The organism is Kineosporia sp. A_224 (assembly GCF_002198655.1).
Lineage (GTDB): Bacteria > Actinomycetota > Actinomycetes > Actinomycetales > Kineosporiaceae > R-H-3.
Window position 1 is genome coordinate 1 of sequence record NZ_MWLN01000241.1, and the last position, 20,057, is coordinate 20,057.

At 75.9% G+C, this 20,057-nt stretch carries 21 protein-coding genes; 6 read left to right on the forward strand and 15 right to left on the reverse strand.

The window, feature by feature from the left end:
• Positions 1–190: 190 nt before the first annotated feature.
• Positions 191–901 (reverse strand): response regulator transcription factor, encoded by a 711-nt coding sequence (locus tag EDJALFJO_RS32845; RefSeq protein ID WP_233150178.1) that lies wholly within the window; start codon positions 899–901, stop codon positions 191–193.
• The gene (locus EDJALFJO_RS32850) at positions 898–2,160 is read right to left on the reverse strand and encodes a sensor histidine kinase (RefSeq protein WP_088290848.1); all 1,263 of its coding nucleotides are present in this window, start codon (positions 2,158–2,160) and stop codon (positions 898–900) included. The genes EDJALFJO_RS32845 and EDJALFJO_RS32850 overlap by 4 nt, the downstream gene beginning before the upstream one ends.
• 19 nt (positions 2,161–2,179) lie before the next feature.
• Here EDJALFJO_RS32850 and EDJALFJO_RS32855 point away from each other — a divergent pair, with 19 nt between their 5' ends.
• Positions 2,180–3,331, forward strand: coding sequence for an SAM-dependent methyltransferase (locus EDJALFJO_RS32855; protein ID WP_198950874.1), 1,152 nt, complete (start codon positions 2,180–2,182; stop codon positions 3,329–3,331).
• On the opposite strand, the gene EDJALFJO_RS32860 is transcribed toward EDJALFJO_RS32855, so the two are convergent.
• Together EDJALFJO_RS32860 and EDJALFJO_RS32865 are read right to left on the reverse strand one after the other, a co-directional pair.
• Positions 3,222–4,838, reverse strand: a complete 1,617-nt coding sequence (locus EDJALFJO_RS32860; RefSeq protein WP_088290849.1) for a PH domain-containing protein — start codon at positions 4,836–4,838, stop codon at positions 3,222–3,224. The genes EDJALFJO_RS32855 and EDJALFJO_RS32860 overlap by 110 nt on opposite strands.
• Before the next feature lie 15 nt (positions 4,839–4,853).
• A complete protein-coding gene (locus EDJALFJO_RS32865) occupies positions 4,854–5,366 on the reverse strand; it encodes a PH domain-containing protein (protein ID WP_088290850.1) in 513 nt (170 codons plus the stop codon).
• Positions 5,367–5,522: 156 nt separating this feature from the next.
• On the opposite strand from EDJALFJO_RS32865, the gene EDJALFJO_RS32870 reads away from it, so the two are divergent.
• Positions 5,523–6,626, forward strand: a complete 1,104-nt coding sequence (locus tag EDJALFJO_RS32870; protein ID WP_088290868.1) for an NADH-quinone oxidoreductase subunit D — start codon at positions 5,523–5,525, stop codon at positions 6,624–6,626.
• A gap of 101 nt (positions 6,627–6,727) precedes the next feature.
• On the opposite strand, the gene EDJALFJO_RS32875 is transcribed toward EDJALFJO_RS32870, so the two are convergent.
• Complete coding sequence (locus tag EDJALFJO_RS32875) at positions 6,728–7,756, reverse strand: hypothetical protein (protein WP_088290851.1); 1,029 nt, start codon at positions 7,754–7,756, stop codon at positions 6,728–6,730.
• Between the two features lie 368 nt (positions 7,757–8,124).
• Here EDJALFJO_RS32875 and EDJALFJO_RS32880 point away from each other — a divergent pair, with 368 nt between their 5' ends.
• Positions 8,125–8,631, forward strand: a complete 507-nt coding sequence (locus tag EDJALFJO_RS32880) for a hypothetical protein (protein WP_088290852.1) — start codon at positions 8,125–8,127, stop codon at positions 8,629–8,631.
• Here EDJALFJO_RS32880 and EDJALFJO_RS32885 read toward each other — a convergent pair.
• The 4 genes from EDJALFJO_RS32885 to EDJALFJO_RS32900 are packed head-to-tail and all read right to left on the reverse strand — an operon-like array spanning position 8,622 to position 11,626.
• Positions 8,622–9,161: a putative immunity protein gene (locus EDJALFJO_RS32885; RefSeq protein ID WP_088290853.1), complete on the reverse strand. Its 540-nt coding sequence runs from the start codon at positions 9,159–9,161 to the stop codon at positions 8,622–8,624. The two genes, EDJALFJO_RS32880 and EDJALFJO_RS32885, sit on opposite strands and share 10 nt — an antisense overlap.
• Positions 9,162–9,185: 24 nt before the next feature.
• Positions 9,186–10,187, reverse strand: coding sequence for an ABC transporter substrate-binding protein (locus EDJALFJO_RS32890; RefSeq protein WP_088290854.1), 1,002 nt, complete (start codon positions 10,185–10,187; stop codon positions 9,186–9,188).
• A gap of 14 nt (positions 10,188–10,201) precedes the next feature.
• A complete protein-coding gene (locus tag EDJALFJO_RS32895; RefSeq protein ID WP_088290855.1) occupies positions 10,202–10,933 on the reverse strand; it encodes an ABC transporter permease in 732 nt (243 codons plus the stop codon).
• Entirely contained in the window at positions 10,934–11,626 is a 693-nt protein-coding gene (locus tag EDJALFJO_RS32900) for an ABC transporter permease (RefSeq protein WP_198950875.1), read from the reverse strand. It lies immediately after the preceding gene.
• Between the two features lie 109 nt (positions 11,627–11,735).
• On the opposite strand from EDJALFJO_RS32900, the gene EDJALFJO_RS32905 reads away from it, so the two are divergent.
• The 3 genes from EDJALFJO_RS32905 to EDJALFJO_RS32915 all read left to right on the forward strand — a co-directional run bounded on the left by EDJALFJO_RS32905 (position 11,736) and on the right by EDJALFJO_RS32915 (position 13,839).
• The gene (locus tag EDJALFJO_RS32905; protein WP_233150180.1) at positions 11,736–12,734 is read left to right on the forward strand and encodes an ABC transporter ATP-binding protein; all 999 of its coding nucleotides are present in this window, start codon (positions 11,736–11,738) and stop codon (positions 12,732–12,734) included.
• A gap of 212 nt (positions 12,735–12,946) precedes the next feature.
• Positions 12,947–13,648, forward strand: coding sequence for an OmpA family protein (locus tag EDJALFJO_RS32910; RefSeq protein WP_088290857.1), 702 nt, complete (start codon positions 12,947–12,949; stop codon positions 13,646–13,648).
• Complete coding sequence (locus tag EDJALFJO_RS32915; RefSeq protein ID WP_088290858.1) at positions 13,645–13,839, forward strand: hypothetical protein; 195 nt, start codon at positions 13,645–13,647, stop codon at positions 13,837–13,839. Before EDJALFJO_RS32910 ends, EDJALFJO_RS32915 begins: the two co-directional genes overlap by 4 nt.
• On the opposite strand, the gene EDJALFJO_RS32920 is transcribed toward EDJALFJO_RS32915, so the two are convergent.
• The 6 genes from EDJALFJO_RS32920 to EDJALFJO_RS33890 form a co-directional block, all read right to left on the reverse strand.
• Complete coding sequence (locus EDJALFJO_RS32920; RefSeq protein WP_088290859.1) at positions 13,836–14,300, reverse strand: DUF3180 domain-containing protein; 465 nt, start codon at positions 14,298–14,300, stop codon at positions 13,836–13,838. The genes EDJALFJO_RS32915 and EDJALFJO_RS32920 overlap by 4 nt on opposite strands.
• The gene (gene folK, locus EDJALFJO_RS32925) at positions 14,297–14,845 is read right to left on the reverse strand and encodes a 2-amino-4-hydroxy-6-hydroxymethyldihydropteridine diphosphokinase (protein WP_088290860.1); all 549 of its coding nucleotides are present in this window, start codon (positions 14,843–14,845) and stop codon (positions 14,297–14,299) included. Before folK ends, EDJALFJO_RS32920 begins: the two co-directional genes overlap by 4 nt.
• On the reverse strand, positions 14,842–15,300 hold the full coding sequence (gene folB / locus EDJALFJO_RS32930) for a dihydroneopterin aldolase (RefSeq protein WP_233150181.1): 459 nt from the start codon (positions 15,298–15,300) through the stop codon (positions 14,842–14,844). Before folB ends, folK begins: the two co-directional genes overlap by 4 nt.
• The gene (folP, locus tag EDJALFJO_RS32935) at positions 15,297–16,223 is read right to left on the reverse strand and encodes a dihydropteroate synthase (protein WP_233150182.1); all 927 of its coding nucleotides are present in this window, start codon (positions 16,221–16,223) and stop codon (positions 15,297–15,299) included. The genes folB and folP overlap by 4 nt, the downstream gene beginning before the upstream one ends.
• 725 nt (positions 16,224–16,948) lie before the next feature.
• Positions 16,949–17,740: a glycerophosphodiester phosphodiesterase gene (locus tag EDJALFJO_RS32940; RefSeq protein ID WP_088290861.1), complete on the reverse strand. Its 792-nt coding sequence runs from the start codon at positions 17,738–17,740 to the stop codon at positions 16,949–16,951.
• Between the two features lie 50 nt (positions 17,741–17,790).
• The gene (locus tag EDJALFJO_RS33890) at positions 17,791–19,854 is read right to left on the reverse strand and encodes an NTP transferase domain-containing protein (RefSeq protein ID WP_143448925.1); all 2,064 of its coding nucleotides are present in this window, start codon (positions 19,852–19,854) and stop codon (positions 17,791–17,793) included.
• Between the last annotated feature and the right edge of the window lie 203 nt (positions 19,855–20,057).

Below are 20,057 nucleotides of genomic sequence, written 5' to 3' on the forward strand. Positions count from 1 at the left end.
CCACGAGGCCCGCGACGTCGGCACCGGGCCGGGGCGGGGAGCCGGGGACACCGGCGTTCCAGGAGTTCGTGCTGTCGAGTTCGGTCATACCTCGACGGTCGCAGCGGACCGGTGGCCGGGTCGTCTCTCGCCGGTGGTGTTCCCACCGCCTCCCGGTACCCCCTGGGTCGTACCCTTCGTCGGACCCGCGTCAGCCGCCGGGACGGACGAGCCCGGCGTCGTAGGCGACGATGACGGCCTGCACCCGGTCCCGGGCGTCGAGCTTGGCGAGGATCCGCCCGACATGGGTCTTCACCGTGCCCTCGGCGACGAAGAGCCGGGTGGCGATCTCGGAGTTCGACCAGCCCCGCGCCATCGCGACGAGGACCTCCCGCTCGCGTTCGGTGAGGTGCTCGACCGACTGCAGCGCGGCCGGGTCGCAGCCGTGCGGGGCGAGGTGCTCGAGGAGCCGGCGGGTCGTCGAGGGCGCGATGACGGCGTCCCCGGCGTGCACGGTGCGCAGGGCGGCGAGCATCTCCTCCGGCGGCGCGTCCTTGAGCAGGAAGCCGCTCGCCCCGGCCCGGATGGCGGCGAGCGCGTGCTCGTCGAGGTCGAACGTCGTGAGGACGACGACCCGCGGCGCGTCCGGCAGCGCGACGATCCGGCGGGTCGCCTCGATCCCGTCGAGGACGGGCATCCGCACGTCCATGACGACGAGGTCGGGGGCGAGCCGCTGCACCGCCTGCACGCCCGCGAGACCGTCCGCGGCCTCGCCGACGACCTCGAGGTCGGGCTGGCTGTCGATGACCATCCGGAAGCCGGCCCGGACCAGCGCCTGGTCGTCGACGAGGAGGATCCGGATCCGCCGGCCGCCCGTGCCCTCACCGCTCGTGCCCTGCTCGCCCGTGCCCTGCTCGCTCACGCCCGCACCCCCGGCATCGCCGTCGGCGTGAACGCGAGCGGGAACACCGCCCGGACGCCGAACCCGCCGCCGGGCATCGGCCCGGCCTGGACGCTGCCACCGTAGACCGCGGCCCGCTCCCGCATCCCGAGCAGGCCGTGGCCGGGCCCGTCGTCCGGGGCCACCGCGGCGGCCCCGCGGCCGTCGTCGACGACGTCGACCGTGAGCGCGGACGGCGACCACCACAGGTGCACCCGCGCGGTCGCCTGCGGACCTGCGTGCTTGAGCACGTTCGTCAACCCCTCCTGGACGATCCGGTACGCCGCCAGCCCCATCCCCTGCGGCAGCGTCGCCGGCTCGCCGCGCGACTCGAGCGTCACGGCCAGCCCCCCGGACCGTAGCCCGTCGACGAGGGTCGAGAGGTCCTCCAGCCCCGGCTGGGGTGTCGTGGCGGACGTCGGCGGCGCCTCGTCCCGCAGGACGCCGAGCAGCCGGCGCATCTCCGACAGCGCGTTGCGACCGGTCTCGGCGATGGTTTCCAGGGCCTGCACGGCGCTGTCGGGGTTGCTCCGGGCGGCGTAGCGGCCACCGTCGGCCTGGGTGATCATCACCGCCAGCGAGTGCGCGACGACGTCGTGCAGGTCGCGGGCGATCCGGGCGCGCTCGGCCTGGGCGACGAGCCGCAGCTGCTGCTCGCGCTCGACCTCCACGAGCCGGGCCCGCTCCTGGACCGCCTCGGTCCGGGCCACCCGGGACCGGCGCAGGACGCCGACCCCCCAGACGACGAGCACGACCATGCCGAGGAAGCCGACGAGGAAGACCAGCGTGAACAGGGCCGAGCCGAGGTCCTGCCCGGACCAGACCGACGAGCCGTACCGCAGGACGGCGACCAGGGCGCCGCCGAGACCGACGAGCAACGCCACCGGGCGGGCCCAGTCGGCCCCGTAGGCCGACAGGGCGTAGATCGCGAGCAGGACGGCGGCGTCCGCGACGAGCGGACCGACCCCGGGGCTGAGCACCTGCAGCGCCGCGGCGGCGAACACGAACCCCGCGGCAGGCTCCGGGTGGCTGCGCCGCCACGCCAGCGGCGCGCACAGGGCCAGCGTGAGCAGCAGGGCCCAGGCCGTGGCCCCGGTGTAGCCGGCGAGCGCGAGGGTGCTGAACCCCAGCATGACGACGGCCAGCACCGCGTCGCCCCGCGGCGGGCGGGGCAGCCGGCGGCCGGGCCGGCCGGCTGCCGCGCCGGCGGCGGGCCGGACCTCGGGGCGGGTGCTCTCCATTCCTGCCAGGGTAGGCAGCGTGGACGTCGACGGCAGTCACCCGCAGTCGGACCCGCACCGGGTCGGCGTACGCCCGCAGGAGTACGCCCCCTGGGTGACGGCCTGGGCGGACGCCCTCTACGGCCCCGCCGGCTTCTACCGGCGCCCCGAGGGCCCGGCCGGGCACTTCCGGACGGCGTCCCACGCGGCGCCCGGGCCGCTCGCCCGGGCGGTGGCCCGGCTGGCCCGGCACGCGGGCTGCTCGCGCGTCGTCGACGTCGGGGCGGGCCGCGGTGAGCTGCTCGTCGCCCTGGCCGCGCTCGAGGACGCCGCGGACGCACCGCCGCTGGGCCTGCACGGCTGCGACGTCGTCCCCCGGCCCGCGGCGCTGCCCGGCCCGGTCGGCTGGTCGGCCGGCGTGCCTGCGCTGCTCGACGACCTCCCGCTGCTCGACGACGCGCTCGTCGTCGGCTGGGAGCTGCTCGACGTCGTCCCCTGCCCGGTCGTCGAGGTCGACGGCGCCGGCGCCGTCCGCGAGGTGCTCGTCGACCCGGCGACCGGGCACGAGCGCCTCGGCGGCCCGCCCGGGGCGGACGACGCGGCGTGGCTGGCCCGCTGGTGGCCGCTGGCCGGCCTCCCGCCGGGGACCCGCGCCGAGGTGGGCCGCCCCCGGGACGCCCTGTGGTCGCAGCTCACGGCCCGCTGCGCCGCGACGCCGCACGGCGCGGTGCTGCTCGCGGTCGACTACGCCCACACGGCGACGGCCCGGCCGCCGGCGGGCAGCCTCGCCGGGTACCGCGGCGGGCTGCTCGTCGACCCGGTGCCCGACGGCTCGTGCGACGTCACCGCGCACGTCGCGCTCGACGCCGTCGCGGCGGCGGCCGGGTCCGCCGGCGGGACCGCCGGGGTCGTCGTCCGTCAGCGGGACGCGCTGCGCGCCCTCGGCCTGTCCGCCGGGCCGGGTGCGCACCCGGTGTCGCACGACCCGACCGGCGCGCCGCTGCCGGCGGCCACGATCCTGCGGGCGCTCGCGGAACGCTCCGCGCTCGCCGAGCTGCTCGACCCCGACGGGCTCGGCGGCTTCAGCTGGCTGCTGTCGGCGGCGGGCCGTCCGCAGCCGGTGCTGCCGGGGCTGCCGGGACTGCCGGAGCCGCCGGGACTGCCGGAGCCGCCGGGTCCGCGCCCGGTGTGAGGTCGTCGCCGGGGCCGGCCATCCACCGCTCCGGACCGGCGGCGAGCCGGGCCGCCCGGGCCCGGACCGACTGCTCCGCGAGCAGCGCCGCGGCCTGCACCGACGACAGGTGCGGCACGACGGGTGCGACCGGGCCGGGCGTCGAGTGCACCGCGAAGGTCGCCAGGCCCAGCCTGCGCTGGACCGGCCCCTGCCGGACCCCGAGGCTCTGGGTCCGCGCGTGCGGCACGACGTCCACCTCGCGGTGCAGCCAGCCGCGGCGCACGAGCAGCACCTCGTCCGTCACCCGGTAGCCGGTCCTGCGCCAGGCGAACGGGTCGAGCCAGCGCGCCTGGCGGGGCGCGGTGACGAACCCGCCGTCCGGCCCGCTGCCGTCCATGGCGGTGCCGACGAGCCGGCGCGGGTCCTCTCCCGGTGCGACGCCGAGGTCGGGCACGACCATCGAGAGCACGAGGAGTGCCTCGTCGCGGTCCGCGACGGGCAGCAGCGTCGTCTCGCCCTCGCCCTGCTGCTCGCCGGCGCCGTAGCCGGCGACGTTGACGCGCACGTTCCACCACCCGGAGCGCCGCCAGAGCAGCGGCTGCCGCAGCCGCACCGCCTGCACCCGGCCGGGCGGCACCGTCTGGCTGCGCTGCTCGAGCAGGCCGTGCCGGAGCCGGACGCCGTCCGGCGAGGACGCCACCCGGAAGCCGAAGCCGTTCGTGAACCGGGTCCACAGGATGCCGCCGACGGCGAGCGCCATCGGGAAGATCCCGGCGAACGCCGAGCCGAAGGGGGCCCCGAAGGCCGCGGCGACCCCGGCCCCGACGGCGAGGCCGAGCCCGCCGACGACGGCGGTGACGAACGCGCCGGAGAGCACGACCGAGCCGAGGAGACGCTGCACGGGCAGTTCGAAGACCGCGTGCTCGGGGGCCTCCGGCGCCTCGGTCGTCGAGTAGGTGACACCGGCGGCGCGGGCGAGCAGGTGCGCCCGCAGACCGGTCGCCTGGTCGTGCGTCAGGTACGCGAGCTCGATCTTCGAGTCGCCCGAGCCGGCGACCTCGACGCTGAGCCGGGCCAGCCCGAAGATCCGCGCGACGAGCGGCTGGACGACGTCCACCGCCTGCAGCCGGTCGATCCGGGCGGCCCGCTGCCGCCGCGACAGCACGCCCTGGTGCAGCTCGAGCGCCTCGTCGGTGAGCCGGTACCGGGTCATCCGCCAGGACAGCCAGGCGAACCCGACGGCGAGCAGGACGACGAGCGCGACGAGCGCCGTGCCGCCGGCGAGGACGCCGCCGCCGAGGTCACGGACGTCGAAGGGCGCCCCGCCGGAGCCGCCGCCGCTGTCACCGGTGTCGCCGCTGCCGCCGACCGCCTCCCGGCCGAACTCCTGGGCCACGACGACGAGGACGACGACGAGCGCGGACCACGACTTCACCGCGGGGGTCAGCGGGTGCACGCGGTGCCAGGCGCCGTCCGCTGCCGCGGGGCGGCCGGACGGCGGCCCGGCCGCGGGACGCTCCGTCACCGGCTGCTCGGCCACTCAGAGCCCTGCCAGCCGGGACTGCCCGCGGGAGGAGAGCCGGTCGCGCAGCCGCGCGGCCTCCTCGGGCGCCAGCCCGGGGATCGCGGCGTCGCTCGCCGCGGACGCGGTGTGCAGCTGGACGCGCGCGATCCGGAAGAGCCGGTCGACCGGGCCGGCGTGGACGTCGACGAACTGCATCCGGCCGTACGGCACGACGACGATGCGGCGGAACATGATGCCGCTGCGGACGAGCAGGTCGTCCTCCTGCTCGGCGTACGCCCACGCCGCGGCCTGCCTGCCGGCGAGCCACCACGTCCACGCCGCGGCCGCGAGGAACAACCCGGCGGGCAGCCAGAACTGCGACCAGGGCACGACGAGGGCGGCGACGGCGAAGCCGAGGCCGAGGACCGCCAGGGGCACGCAGCCGCTGACCCGGCGGGCGGACGCGAGCCGCGGGGAGACCGCGGACCAGCGCACGCCGTCCGGCTCGAAGGGCTCGGCCGCCCGCGGGTTTCCCGGGTGCTCAGACATGGCGCCAGCCTCTCACGCAGCGGGGTCGTCGCCCGATGGACGGCGACCCGCGGGACACCGGTTCCCGTCGGCTGGCAGACTCGGCGCGTGGACACAGCCGCCGAGCGTCGCGAGCTCACCGTCGGGGTGGGTGCCGGCGGCCTCGCCACGGCCGACATGGTGCTCAACATCGGGCCGCAGCACCCGGCGACGCACGGTGTCCTGCGGCTGCGGATCCGGGTGGACGGCGAGCAGATCGTCTCCGCCGAGCCGATCGTCGGGTACATGCACCGCGGCGCCGAGAAGCTCTTCGAGGTCCGCGACTACCGGCAGATCGTCGTCCTCGCGAACCGGCACGACTGGCTGTCGGCGTTCGCCAACGAGCTCGGCGTCGTGCTCGCCGCCGAGGAGATGCTCGGCATGGAGGTGCCGGAGCGGGCGGTCTGGGCCCGGACCCTGCTCGCCGAGCTGAACCGGGTGCTCAACCACCTGATGTTCCTCGGCTCCTACCCGCTCGAGCTCGGCGCGATCACACCGGTCTTCTACGCCTTCCGCGAGCGGGAGGAGCTCCAGGCCGTCATGGAGGAGATCTCCGGCGGCCGGATGCACTACATGTTCAACCGGGTCGGCGGCCTCAAGGAGGACCTGCCCGCGGGCTGGCTCGCCCGCGTCGACTCCGCCGTGGACGCCGTCCGGCGCCGGCTGCCCGACCTCGAGGCGCTCGTCGTCGGCAACCCGATCGTCCGCGCCCGGACGGCCGGCGTCGGTGTGCTGTCCGCCGACCTCGCCGCCGCCTACGGGGTGAGCGGCCCGATCGCCCGCGCGAGCGGCCTCGACATGGACCTGCGCCGCGACGACCCGTACCTCGCCTACGGGCCGCTCTTCGGCCCGGGCGGGCCGGGGCGTGTCGTCGGGCGCACCGCCGGCGACTGCCTGGCCCGGCTGGAGGTGCTGCTGGAGCAGGTGCACGTCTCGCTCGACCTCGTCGAGGTCTGCGTGGACCACCTGCGGTCGCTGCCGCAGGGGCCGATCAACGTGCGGCTGCCCAAGGTGCTGCGGGTTCCCGAGGGGCACGTCTACCGCTGGACCGAGAACCCGCTGGGCGTCAACGGGTACTACCTCGTGTCGAACGGCGACAAGGTGCCGTGGCGGCTCAAGCTGCGCTCGGCGTCCTTCAACAACGTCCAGGTGCTCAGCGAGATCCTGCCGGGCTGCCTCGTCTCGGACATGGTCGCGATCCTCGGCTCGACGTTCTTCGTCGTCGGGGACGTCGACAAGTAGCCCCGGACCGGGCAGTCCCGGACGCAGTGCGCCGCAGCACCCGGAGGTGCTGCGGCGCAACGGTTCTGCGGACCCGTCGTGGAGCGGTGCCGTCGTGGTGGTCAGGCCACGTGGTCGGCGGCCACCGGGGGCGCGGCGTGCCGGCCGCCCCGGCGGACGACGATGAGGCCGCTCGACTCGGGGTGCGCGAGCGTCGACAGGTCGACGACACGGGCGTCCGCGAGGCGGGCGGGCAGCCGCGTCGCCCTCGCCTCGGCCCCGACGAGCGTCAGCGCGCCGCTCACCGGCTCCCGCTGGCCGGGCGGCATGCCGCTGCCGGACATCGGGCCGGACGAGACCGGGAGCGAGATGCCCACCGCCGGGCTGAGCGGCGCGGGCGGCAGGCCGTTGCCGGACCGGCGCGGCGCGAACCAGCCCGCGTCGTCCGTCTCGGCACCGGCCACCGGCAGGCCGTTCGCCGGTGTGAAGAGGTCGGCGGGCGTCGCGGGGACGACGGGCTGCCCGAAGACGGGGTCGGCGAGCCGGGCGGCGACCCGGCCGGCGACCTCGGCGTTGACCCGGGCGGCGTCCTTGAGGTGCTCCGAGACGGCGGCGGCCGCGACCCGGCGCGGCAGCACCGGCAGGTCGAGCCCCTCCGGCTCCGCGGCCGCGGCCGGCAGGGCGGGCGCGGCCGGGACGGCCTCGATGACCTCGGTGTCGGCCTCGGCGGCCGGGACGACGACGCGCGCCGGCTCCGGGACGGCGACCGGTGCGACCGGGGCTGCCGGCTCGACGACCGGCGCGGCGACCGGCTGCGCGACGAGCGCGGCCTGCGCGGCGGGTGTGAGCGTCTTCGCGACGACCGCACCCTCCGCGGTGAGGACGAGCGGCGCACCGGACATCGCCCGGGTCGCCGCCTCGGCGAGGGCGACGGCCTCGGCGAGGTGCCGGGTCGCCTGCTCGAGCCGGATCTCGAGGTCGTGCAGCTCGAGGCGGTTGCGGGCGCGTTCCTGGCGCAGACGTCGGCGCAGCCGCCGTCCGGCGGAGCGCTGCGCGACCATGCCGACGGTGGCCGCGACGGCGCCTGACGCGGCGACCGCCGTGCTGTCCATCGCCAGGCCCAGGCCGGCGCATCCGATGCTGGTGGCCATCGCTGCGGGGGGAAGACAGGCGACGACAGCCGCGGCCGCCGTGGGGCCCCAGGCGCGCGTCACCTGCTCGGAGTGTTGACCGTTCACGAGGGCACACCCTAGGACCGTTCCGGGCCTTCACCCGGTAACCGAGCGTCAACGTTCCGGCGTGTCCCACAAGTCACAGCAGTCACAGGCGCATCGTGGGCCAGGTCACGCGGGCCGGGTGTCCCCCGTTCGCCCGAGGCGCGCCCGGCAGCCCGGCCACGCGCCGTGTCGGCCGGGCCGCGACACGCGCCGAGGACACGCTCCCCGATCACGCTCGGCGACCGGAGGACCGGTTCCCCGGAACCCGGTGCGCCGCGCCGGACCTGTGCCACGATCGGCCGATGAGCGCAGACGGTGGCTGGGGCACGCAGGGACACCCGCCCGGCCCCGGGTACGTGCCCGCGCCGGGCATGTACGCGCCGGCGCCCCCGCGACGGGACTCGACGCGGACCGTCGCCGTCCTGGCCCTGGTGGTCTCGGTCGTCTGCCTGCTCGCCCTGCTCATGACCCAACTGCTCCCGATGCTCATGTTCGGGATGCTCGGCCTCGGCGGCATGGACCCGTTCTCCGAAGGTGACGTGGGCGGGTTCGGCGGCAGCGTCCACGACGGGTCCGTGGCCGTGACGCCGGGCGGCTCGGTGGACGCCGCCGCACTCGCGACGGCGGTGACCCTGGCCGCCCAGGGCGAGCTCTTCGGCGCCGTCACCTGCGACCCCGTCGCGAAGGCGGTCGCGGACGTGAGCGTCCTGTGCCGCGGCGACGAGGCGGACGAGATCCGCTCCTACGCGGTGGTCCGCTTCACCGACGGCACCGGTCGGTTCCAGGTCATGAGCTTCACCTACGGCTGAGCGCCCCACCCGGGCAGAGGCTCGAACACCGACCAGCAGATGGCGTTGCGCCGCCGCTGGTCCTCCAGGACGAGGTCGCGCACCGCGGCCGGGAGCAGGTCCCGCTGCCACCGGCACTCCAGGCGCCCCGCGGCCTCGGCCTCCCCGGCCGGCGCGGCCGCCCGGACGGCCTTGATCGCGTAGGCGGCGGCCCCGAGGTCGTGCTCGGCGACGTGCGCGACGACGGCGGCCTGCCCGGCGGCGTACGCGGCGTGCCGGGCCGCCCCGCGCAGGTCGCGCGCGGCGCCCATCGCGTGGCCGCCCGCGGCGCGCGACACCGACATCCCCACCTCGCCGCGGGTCCACGCCCGGACCGCCTCGAGCGCCTGCCGCGGCCGCGGGTCCTGCGGGCGGGCCGCCTCGAACAGCCCGAGGACGTGCTCGGCGCACGCCGCCGCCCACAGCGCGAGCAGGTGGTGGTCGTCGTCCGTCAGCGTCCCGCCGCGCCGGACCGTCACGAGCCGCGGGTCGCGCTCCTTCGGGAGGATCACGACGCCAGTCTGCTCCCGCGGCTGCTACCCGAGCAGGCCCTTGCTCTCGAGGTAGGCCTTGGCGACGTCCTCGGGCTTCTTGCGCTGCGCGTCGACCTCGGCGTTGAGCCGCGCGAGGTCCTGCGTCGTCAGCGCCTTCGACAGCGGGTCGAGCACGGCCGCGACGCCGCCCCCGCCGGCCGAGGCGGTGTTGACGACCGGGACGAGGTTGTCCGCGAGCTGCAGGCCCTTGTCGTCCTCGAGCAGGACGAGCTTCTGGGCGCCGAGCGTGCCGTCCGTCGTCCCGACGAGGACGAGGTCGGCCTTGCCGGTCAGCACGGCCTGCTTGGCCTGCGGACTGCCGAAGCCGAGCGGGAGCACCTCGGAGACGTCCATCCCGTAGGTCTTCTCCAGCCCAGGCGCGCAGAACGGCCGGTCGGCGCACTCGACGACGGCCGCCAGGCGCACCGGCTTCTTCAGGGCGGCGAGCTGGGACAGGGTCGTGACCTTGTTCGTCGTGGAGAACTGCTGCGTCACGGCGAAGCCGTTCTGGTCGGCGGCCGGGGACGGTGCGAGCACCGTGAACCCCTGCTTCGCGGCGAGCGGCGCCATCGCCGCGACGGTCGCCGCGGCGTCGTTCGTCGCGATCGTCGCCGCGTCGGGGCCGTTCTCGGCCCGGTTGAGGTACTCGGCCATCGTCGCCGCGTACTCCGGGACGACGTCGATCTCGCCGCTCGCGAGGCTCTTGGCGTAGATCTCGCGGTTGTCCGCGGTCTTGTAGTCGACGGTGTAGCCGGCCTTCGTGAGGAGCTGGCCGTACATCTGCTCCATGACGAGCATCTCGGTGAAGTTCGCCCCGCCGACGGTGAGGGTCTTCTCGTCACCGCCGGAGCCGGTCGCCGACGGCGCCCCCGCCGAGGAGGCCGGGGCGGACGACGAGCCACCGCCGAAGGCGTTCGACGAGCCGCCGCACGCGGCGAGGCCGACGGCGGCGAGGAGGACGACGGGCAGGGCCTTCAAGGCGGTCTTCTTCGGAGCAGCACGCATGGGACCATGCGATCTCAGGACGAACCACCCTGCACCTGCAGTTGGGCACCCGCCGCCGCCGCCGCCCGGCGCCGGCCGCGGGCCCGGCGCAGCGGGTCGACCCGGCGCTGGAGCAGCTCCATCGCGCCCTCGACGGCGAGCGCGAGGGCGAGCACGAGGAACGCCCCGGCGAGCAGCTGCGGCTGGTCCTGCCGGCCGAAGCCCTCCACGATGATGCGGCCGAGGCCGCCGCCGGCGACGAGCGCCGCGATCGTCGCCGTCGCGACGACCTGGACGGCCGCCAGCCGCACCCCGTTCATGACGAGCGGGACCGCGAGCGGCAGCTCGACCCGGCGCAGCACCTGGGACGACGTCAGCCCCATCCCACGGGCCGCGTCGACGGCCGCCGGGTCCACCTCGAGCACGCCGACGTAGGCGTTCGTCAGCAGCGGCGGCACGGCGAACAGGACGAGCGCGGTGAGCGTGGACGTCGTCCCGAGCCCGAACGGGGACGGCGCCAGCGCGAGCAGCACGAGGACGGCGAACGTCGGGACGGCCCGGGCGAGGTTGCCCGTCGCGACGGCGAACGCGCCGCCGCGCCGGACGTGCCCGAGCCACAGGCCCAGCGGGAGCGCGACGAGGCAGCCGATGCCGACCGCCGCCGCCGAGAGCCCGACGTGCTCGAGCAGGCGCTGCGGGACGCCGTCCGCGCCCTGCCAGTGCGCACCGTCGGCCAGCCACGCGACGGCGCCGGTGAGCCAGCCCACTCAGGCCACCCCCCGCCGCCACGGCACGAGCAGCCGGCCGGCCACGAGGAGGACGGCGTCGAGCGCCAGCGCGAGCGCGACGCACAGCACGGACGCCGTGAGCACCTCGGCACGGAAGTCGGTCCGCAGCCCGTCGTAGACGAGGTCGCCGAGGCCGCCGTTGCCGACGATCGTGCCGACCGTCGTCAACGCGACCGTCGAGACCGTCGCGACCCGCAGCCCGGAGACGACGACGGGCAGCGCGAGCGGCAGCTCGACCCGCCACAGCAGCGCGGACGGCGCGAAGCCCATGCCGCGCGCGGCGTCCCGGACCTCCTCGGGGACGCCCTCGAGCCCGGTGAGCACCGTGCGCACGAGGACGGTCAGCGAGTACAGGACGAGCCCGACGACGACGGTCGTCCGGGACAGCCCGGTGAACGGCAGCAGCAGGGAGAACAGGGCGAGGGACGGCACCGTGTAGAGCGCCGTCGACGCCCCGAGGACGACCGGCCGCAGGCCGCGCACCCGGCGGGCGAGCAGGGCCAGCGGCAGCGCGACGAGCGCCCCGATCGCGACCGACACGACCGTGATCTGCAGGTGCGCGACGACCGCCGCGAGGAGCTCGGAGCGCCGGGACGACAGGTACTCCGGGCACACCCAGGCGTTCTCGAGCAGGCAGCTCGCGGCGCGCGGGACGGCGGCGGACGGGATCACCCGCACGACGCTAGGCCCGACCCCGCACCGGCACCCGGCGAGGCGTCGCGCCGTCCGGGCTGCGCCGTCCTGGGTTGCGCCCGCCCGGCGGCGGGCGAGGGTGGGGACCATGGTCGACCCGGACGTCATGATCGCCCTCGACGGCGTCGGCAAGCGCTACCCCGACGGCACCGTCGCCGTCGGGCACCTGTCCCTCGACGTGCACCGCGGCGAGGTCCTCGCGCTCGTCGGGCCGTCCGGCTGCGGCAAGTCGACGACGCTGCGGATGGTGAACCGGCTCGTCGAGCCGACGAGCGGGCGGATCCTCCTCGACGGCGAGGACGTCACCGCGACCGACCCGGTGCGGCTGCGCCGCCGGATCGGCTACGTCATCCAGCGGGTCGGCCTGTTCCCGCACCGGACGGTCGGCGAGAACGTCGCGACCGTCCCGGAGCTGCTCGGCTGGGACCGCGGCCTGGTGCGGCAGCGGGTCGGCGAGCTCCTCGACCTCGTCGGCCTGCCCACCGGCACCTACGCCGACCGGTACCCGCACGAGCTCTCCGGCGGCCAGCAGCAACGGGTCGGCGTGGCCCGGGCGCTCGCCGCCGACCCGCCCGTGCTCCTGCTCGACGAGCCGTTCGGCGCCGTCGACCCGGTGCAGCGCGAGCGGCTCCAGGACGAGTTCACGACGATCCGGACCCGGCTCGGCACGACCGCGCTCTTCGTGACCCACGACCTCGACGAGGCGGTCCGGGTCGCCGACCGGGTCGCCGTCCTCGGCCCGGGCGGCCGGCTGGACCAGCTCGCCGACCCGGCGACGCTGCTCGCGGCCCCCGCGAACGACGCGGTCGCCGCGTTCGTCGGGGGCGACACGACGCTGCGCCGGCTGGCGTTCACCCCGATCACGGGGGCGGACCTCGAGCCGGCGCCGGAGGGGTACCACCGCACCGCGGCGGGCGACGGCCTGCGGCTGCCGCTCACGGCGCGGGACGCGTTCCTCGCACTGAGCCGCACCGACGAGCCGGCGCTGCCGGTCGCCGCGGACGACGGGCAGGGCGGCCTCGCCGGGCTGCTCACCGCCCGGGCCGTGCACACGGCGCTGCGGCGCGCAGCGGTCAGCCGACGATGAGCCGCACGCCCGCGGGACTGCACGCCGCGGGCGTCAGCCGTGGGCGGGTCGGTCCCTTCGACCAGCGCGGCAGGGACCTCCTGCCTGCCGTCTGACAACCTCGCGACCGCGGCGGGCGTCCCCCGGGTATCGACACCGAGAACGCCCCGGCACCCGGACGACGCCGCGCAGGCGCGCGCCCGCGGTCGGGCGCGACCGGCCCTGTCGCCGCGGTGCCGGTCGTCGCGGGCCTGCTCGCCGCGACCGTCGTCGGCGGCGCGCTGTGGACGGCGCTGCGCACCCAGGCCGACCTCGAGGTCCGCGGGTGCGCGGCGCTCGCGGACGCCGGGCTCGCCGCGGGCACCCGGGTCGCCTGGTCGGGCCGGGACGCCACCCTCGTCGCCGTCGACGACCTCGGGCGGATGACCGAGGCGGCCGCCGCGCTCGCCGGGATCGACGGCGCCCGGGTCGTGCGCGTCGCGGACGCCGCCGAGGCCGACGCGGCCGGGCCGCCGTGCGCACCGGGCTCGACGCCCGGCGGCGGCACGACGGCGGACGGCACGGCGGGCGGCACCGACGCCCCTGCCGCCACGCAGACGGTCACCGTGCGGTTCGCGTCGAACTCGGCCTCGCTGGACCGGGCGGCCCGCGCGCGGCTCGACGTCCTCGTCCTGTGGCTGCGGACGCACCCTGCGACGGCCCTGAAGGTCGGCGGGCACGCCGACAACACCGGCTTCGACACCCGCAACCAGCCGCTGTCGCTGCAGCGCGCGGTCGCCGTCTCGGAGTACCTGCGCAGCCGCGGCGCGAAGGCCGGCCGGATCGACGCCACCGGCTTCTCCTCGTTGCGGCCGGCGGTCCCCAACATCTCCGCCGACAACCGGGCGAAGAACCGGCGCGTCGAGGTCGTCGTCGAAGGGAGCCCGCGGACGTGAACGCGTTGGACGGCTTGGTGTTCCTCGTGGGCCAGCTCGGGCTGCTCCTGCTCGCGGCGGCGCTGCTCGGCGCCGTCGTCGGCCGCTACCTGTGGGCGGCGCCGCGGATCCGCCGCCTCGACGCCGAGGTGTACCGGTTGCGCCGCAACGGGTCCGGGCCACCGGAGGGCGACCCGCAGCCGCCGATCTAGGCGCTCAGGCCGGCGCCGCCCTCGTCGTCCGGGGGGACCCGGCACCAGCGCTGGACGACGAACCCGGCGACGGACACCCCGAGCGACGCGACCGCCGCGAGGGTCGCGAGCACGAGCCTGGTCCGGCGGGCGCCGACGACGTCGGGCAGGATCACCAGGGCCTGGGCGGCGTACCAGCCGACGAGCACGGCGCCGCCGTAGGCGGCCGCCTTGGCGAGGACGACGGTCCGGGCGGCGACGAGCGGGTCGAGCGCGCGGTCACGGCGGCCGGAGACCCAGCGCCGCACCGGGGTGCCGAGGGCGAGCACGACGAGCGCGAGGGCCGCCGTCCCGGCGACCGCCGTCCACGGCAGCGGCACGTACGTCCCGCCGGTCCGCGTCCACAGCCGCAGGCCGGCCCAGCCGAGCGCGGTGACGACGACGGCGGCGAGCACGGCCGTCCAGGGCCGCGCGGGCGTCATACGGGCACCTCGAGCGCGAGGTCGGGCCGTGGCCGGACCCCCGCGACGTCCGCGGCGGACAGCCCCGCGAGCAGGTCGGCGGCGCGCCGCGGGCCGGCCGGCGTCGGCAGCACCGCGTCCGGGTCGACGTCGAGCCACGGCACGAGCACGAACGCGCGCTCCGCGGCCCGCGGGTGCGGCAGGCCGAGCACCGGGGTCGTCACGACGAGGCCGTCGTAGTCGACGACGTCGACGTCGAGCGTCCGGGCGCCCCAGCGCACCGTCCGGACCCGGCCGTGGTCGTTCTCGACCTGCTGGCAGGCCGCGAGCAGCTCGAGCGCGGAGAGCCGGGTGTGCAGGAGCAGGACGGCGTTGAGGTAGTCGGGCTGCTCGGGGCCGACCGGGTCGGTCTCGAACACCCCGGAGGCCGCCCGGACCCGGACGCCCTCGAAGGCGTCGAGACCGCCGACGGCCGAGCGCAGCGTGCCGAACCGGTCCCCGAGGTTCGTGCCGAGGGCGACGACCGCCGTGACCGGCCGGTCCGGGGTGTCGTCCGGCGAGGTCACCGTGGCGGGCCCTCCTGCATCCAGGACAGCTCCTGCTGCGGGTCGCGGCTCTCCAGGTCGGCCCGGCTGCGCCGCACGACGATCATAACGTCCGCGAACGACTCCGGGATCGGCGCCTGCGGCTTGTGGAGGACGACGTCCGCGACCGCGATCCGCGGGTCGGCCAGGCACATGAGCGCCAGTCTCGACGCGAGGGTCTCGATGAGGTTGAGCGGCGTACCCCGGACGGCGTCCGCGAGGTCGACCGAGAGCGACCCGTAGTCGACGGTGTCGTCGAGGTCGTCGCTCGCCGCCGCCGCGCGGATGTCGAGGTGGAGGATGACGTCGACGGTGAAGGCCTGGCCGTCGCGGCGCTCGTGCTCGAACACGCCGTGGTGCCCGGTCGCCGTCAGCCCGACGATACGGATCTGGTCCAGGGGCCGTCCGTGGTCGTCGAGAACCGGTGGAAGCATCATCCCCACTCCTGTTGCGACACGGTGGCCCGTGATGTCACGCCGGCCCGCTCCGGCGGGCCCGGACGGGCCCTCCGGGCGGCGTCGACCGCGGCGACCACCTTGACCGCGTCGACCGACGGGCGCACCTCGTGCACCCTGACCCCCCACGCCCCGGCCGCGGCGGCGAGCGCGCTCGTCGCGGCGGTGGCGGCGTCCCTCTCCTCGACCGGCGCGGGTGCGCCGTCCGGCCCGGCGACGAGCGCGCCGAGGAACCGCTTGCGCGACGCCCCGACGAGCAGCGGCCGGCCGATGGCCGCCAGCGCGTCCAGGTGCGCGAGCAGCGTCCAGTTGTGGTGCAGCTTCTTGGCGAACCCCAGGCCCGGGTCGAGGACCACCTGGCGCGGGTCGACGCCGGCCGTGACGAGCGCGTCGAGCCGGGCGGTGAGCTCGGCCACGACGTCGGCCACGACGTCGTCGTACTGCGTGAGCTGCTCCATCCGGTCGCTCTGGCCGCGCCAGTGCATCGCGACGAAGGGCACCCCGGCGTCGGCGACGAGGCTCGCCATCGTCGGGTCGGCCAGGCCCCCGCTCACGTCGTTGACGATGTGGGCCCCCGCGGCGAGCGCGGCGTCGGCGACCTCGGCCCGCATCGTGTCGATGCTGACGACCGCCCCCTCCGCCCGGAGCCCGCGGACGACGGGCAGCACGCGCCGCATCTCCTCCGCGAGCGGGATCCGGGGTGCGCCGGGGCGGGTCGACTCCCCGCCGACGTCGAGGACGTCGGCACCGTCGCGCAGGAGCGCGAGCCCGTGGGCCACCGCGTCCTCGGGCTCGAACCAGAGCCCGCCGTCGCTGAAGGAGTCGGGGGTGACGTTGACGACGCCCACGACGACGCACCTGCCGAGGTCGGCGAGGTGCTTCGGCAGCCCGAGGACGTCACTCACACGGCCACCCTAGGACCTGCCGCCCGTGGCACGGACCGGCCGCGGCGTGACTTTTTCTACGCGGTCGCGCAGCGGCGTCGCGTGCTCACGAAGGGCTGCTGTCCACACCTTGTGCACATGTGACGCCCTGTCGCACACAGCCTGTCCACCGCTTCGGGGCAGTTCTGCACACGTTTCCCACAGGTTCGTCCACAGGCCGTGGAGAATCGCGGAACCCGTTGACCCACAACGGGTTTCGGCCCCGAAGAAAGTTCCCCGAGGGGGCTTGCGGACGCCTTCGGACAGGCGTAGAAATCTCCCACGCCACCGGGAACGGTGGTCGAACCCGGAGGACCTCCGGGGGATCCGGTGGAGACGTCCGGTTCGTCCGGGCGGCCCACCGGGGCGGCGCCGGCGAGCGCGACCGATCGCGGGGAGACCCGGGTGAGGACGCAGCAACCGGTGTCCGGGACCACCGCGCACCGACGGCGCGGGGCGAGCGGACCCGTCCGCACGACCCGCGGTCACCCGACCAGGACGGAGCCCTCGGCGCCGGCCGGGGCAGGTGACCGACGGTTCGACGACCCGTCCGCGACGGTGTTCGGCCGATCCCCCTCGAGGGCGAGGCCGGGTGTCCGCGAGGACGACGACGTCGACCCATGGCAAGGCCCCTCGCACGCATACTGCGAGGGGCCTTGCTGCGTTTATCCCATCGATCGGGCCCGCGGGACCGGCACGACACGCGGTCAGGCCGACAGAGCCCTCCCGACCTCACGTTCGCGCAGCTCGCGGACGACCGTGGGGACGTCGTTGACGCACAGGGCGTCCACGCCGGCCGCGACGAGCCGCCGGGCGAAGGCGACCCCGGGGCACCAGGCCATGAGCTCGAGCCCGCTCGCGTGCGCCACGTCCACGACCTTGTGCAGCGGCCGCTGCAGGTGCTGGGGCTCACGGCGGTTGGGCTTGAGCGACCCGCCGTGGAGCGCGAGCACCTGGACGCCGAGGTGGGCCGCCGAGGCGACCGCGTGCCCGACCGGGAACTCGACCCACGTGAGCAGCCCGCGGGCGACGCCCGGGGCCTGCTCGTGGCAGATCTCCAGGGCGCCGGCGTCGAAGGACGTCACGAGCACGGGGCGGCGCGAGGACTCGCGGCGCAGCACCGGCCCGAGCAGGCCCATCGTCGTCCGGGAGCGGTCGAGCGGGGCGTCCTCGAGGGAGGTCTTGACGTCGAAGTCGACGCCGATCCCGTCCGGGAGGGCCTCCATGAGCCCCTCGAGCGTCACCAGGCCGCTCGCGACGGCCTCGGCACCGGTGAGGTCGGCCCAGAACACGCCGTCGTCCCGGGCCGGGTCGTGGACCACGACGAGGACGTCGTCCCGGGTGCGGCGGACGTCCACCTCGAGCCAGTCGACCCCGAAGGAGACGGCAGCGAGGAAGGAGTCGAGCGAGTTCTCGGGGAACCCCTCGACGACGCCGCGGCCGCAGCCGCGGTGGCCGAGCAACGCTGTGCTCGGGCCGAAGACACCGTTGGCACTCATAGAGCGCCGCCCTTCCGGCCCGCGCAGGGGACCGGAGCGGCTCCGGGTGCCTACGCGGCGGACGTGACGGTCCTGCTCACCTCCTGGTTCGCACGCTCCAGGTCTGCCGTGAAGTCGACCTCTACGGCGAAGTACTCCGAGATGTCGACCGGGCGAACCTTCAGACCCTTCTCGATCGCGGTCTCGATCCCGCGCTCGAAGTAGTCCTGGTCCGCGCAGGCCTCGAGATGCTCGACGAGCGCCGCCTTGTCCTGCGACGCGATGTAGTTGATCCCGACGGCCTCGCCGAGACCGTCGGTAACGCTCTTCGACAACACGGTAACAAAACCGTAGTCGTCGACCCGGTACTTGACCTCCTCGTCGCCGCACGCCGCGTCGTTGACGCAGACGAAGCTCTGCTCCGCCGCGACGAGCGGGGCGACCTTCCCGAGGAGCCGGCCGTCGAAGACGACGTCGCCGTTGAGCCACAGGACGCCGCCCGGGCCGGACGCGCGCAGGGCCGCGAGCAGGGACTTCGACGTGTTCGTCCGCTCGTAGCGCTCGTTGAGCACGAAGCTCACGGGGTGCTCCGGGGCGACCGCGCCCATGACGAGGTCGGGGCGGAACCCGACGACGACCGTGGTGCGCAGCGCCGTGCCGAACGTCTCACCGAGGTTGTCCAGCTGCTGGGCGATGATGCTGCGCCCGTCGGAGAGCGGGGTGAGCGGCTTCGGGAAGGGCATCCCGAGCCGGGTCCCCATCCCCGCGGCGAGCACGACGGCCTGGACGGCGGCCGGCCGGCGCCCGGGTGTGGCGGCCTCCCCCCGGACCGACGGGTCCTGGTCCGCCGGGCCGGCCGCGCCGGCGGGGTGCGCCGGCGTCGTCCTCGGCGTGTCGCCGCTCGTCCAGGCCTCGTCGAGGCGCGGGTCGCCGAACGACCCGGGCGCGCCGAGCGCGGCGGCCGCCACGGCGTCCGGGGACTCGGCGCGCTCGCGGACCTGCCGGTCCCGCAGGGCCACCATCTCGCCGATCCGGGTCACGAAGTCACGGGTGCTCTGGCCGACCGGCCGGTCGCCGAAGTAGTGCCGGCGCATCTGCAGCCGGGCCGCGGCGTGCCGGTCGTCGGCGAGCCGGGAGTCGATGAGCGCCGCGAGGCCGTCGAGGGTCGCCGGGACGACGACGTCCGCGCAGCGGCTCACCGGCGCCGCCTCGCGCAGCCGGGTCGGGTCGGCGAAGCGGTCGGCGACGAGCAAGGGCTTGCCGACGTGCAGGTAGAGGAAGTCGAGGCCGACCGACGACACGTCGGTGACCATGAGGTCGCACGCGCCGAACACGCCGAGGATGTCGGCCGCCGGGGCGTAGACGTGGCCGGCGTCCGGGTCGACGGCGTTCGCGGCGTCGAGCAGGTCGAGGATCTCCTGGTGCGCCGCGACGACGAGCGGCGTCGTGCTCGAGACGACCCGGGGGTGCGGCTTGTAGACGAGGCGGACCTGCGGCACCCGCAGCGCCTCGGCGACGATCCGCGGCCCCATGACGTCGACGGTCGTGTAGCAGTTCGACGGCTCCTCGCCCTCCCAGGTGGGGGCGTAGAGCACCGTGCGGCGCGCGCTCGACGGCAGCGTCGTCGGCGGCACGAGGTCGAGCTGCGGGCGCCCGACGGGGACGAGCCGGTCGAGGTCGAAGCCGATGAGGGCGGCACGGTGCCGCGCGACCGCGGCCTCGCCGGCGACGAACACCCGGTCGTAGGCCTTGACCTGGTTGCTCACCATGCAGATCTTGTCGCTCTCGCCGTGGTTCACGTGGACGTGGACCATCGACCGGGCGACGAGCGACTGGAAGTTCTTCGCCGAGTTGTTGACGTAGACCGCGACCTTCGCCTCCACGCGCCGGTAGAGCTCGGTGAGCTCGCCGAAGCTCGGCACGAGGACGTGCGGCAGCCGGGTCTGCCCCGCGACGGCGCAGGCGGTGGCCGGGTCCCGCAGGACGAGCAGGACGCGGTGGACGCGGTCGAGCTGCTCGAGGACGGGCAGCCACTGGCGCAGCTGGTAGGCCCGCAGCGGGTCGTCGCCGAAGTAGGCGACGACCTCGACGGGTGCCTCGTCGGCGGGGGCGGTGCGTGCGTGCGGAAGGACCATGTTCGGGACGACCCCTGACTACCCGATAGAGCGAACGTCGGTGGTGGTGCAACACGCAACGGCCGACCTGCCGTCCCCGCCGGACGCGGGAACGACGGGTTGACGGCCGTACGGCCGTGCAAGGGATTCGGTGCGAAAGGGTGGTGCGGCGGTGCTGGGCCACGCGGGTCGCAGGGACGCTGCCGGACCGGGTGGTGGCGTCA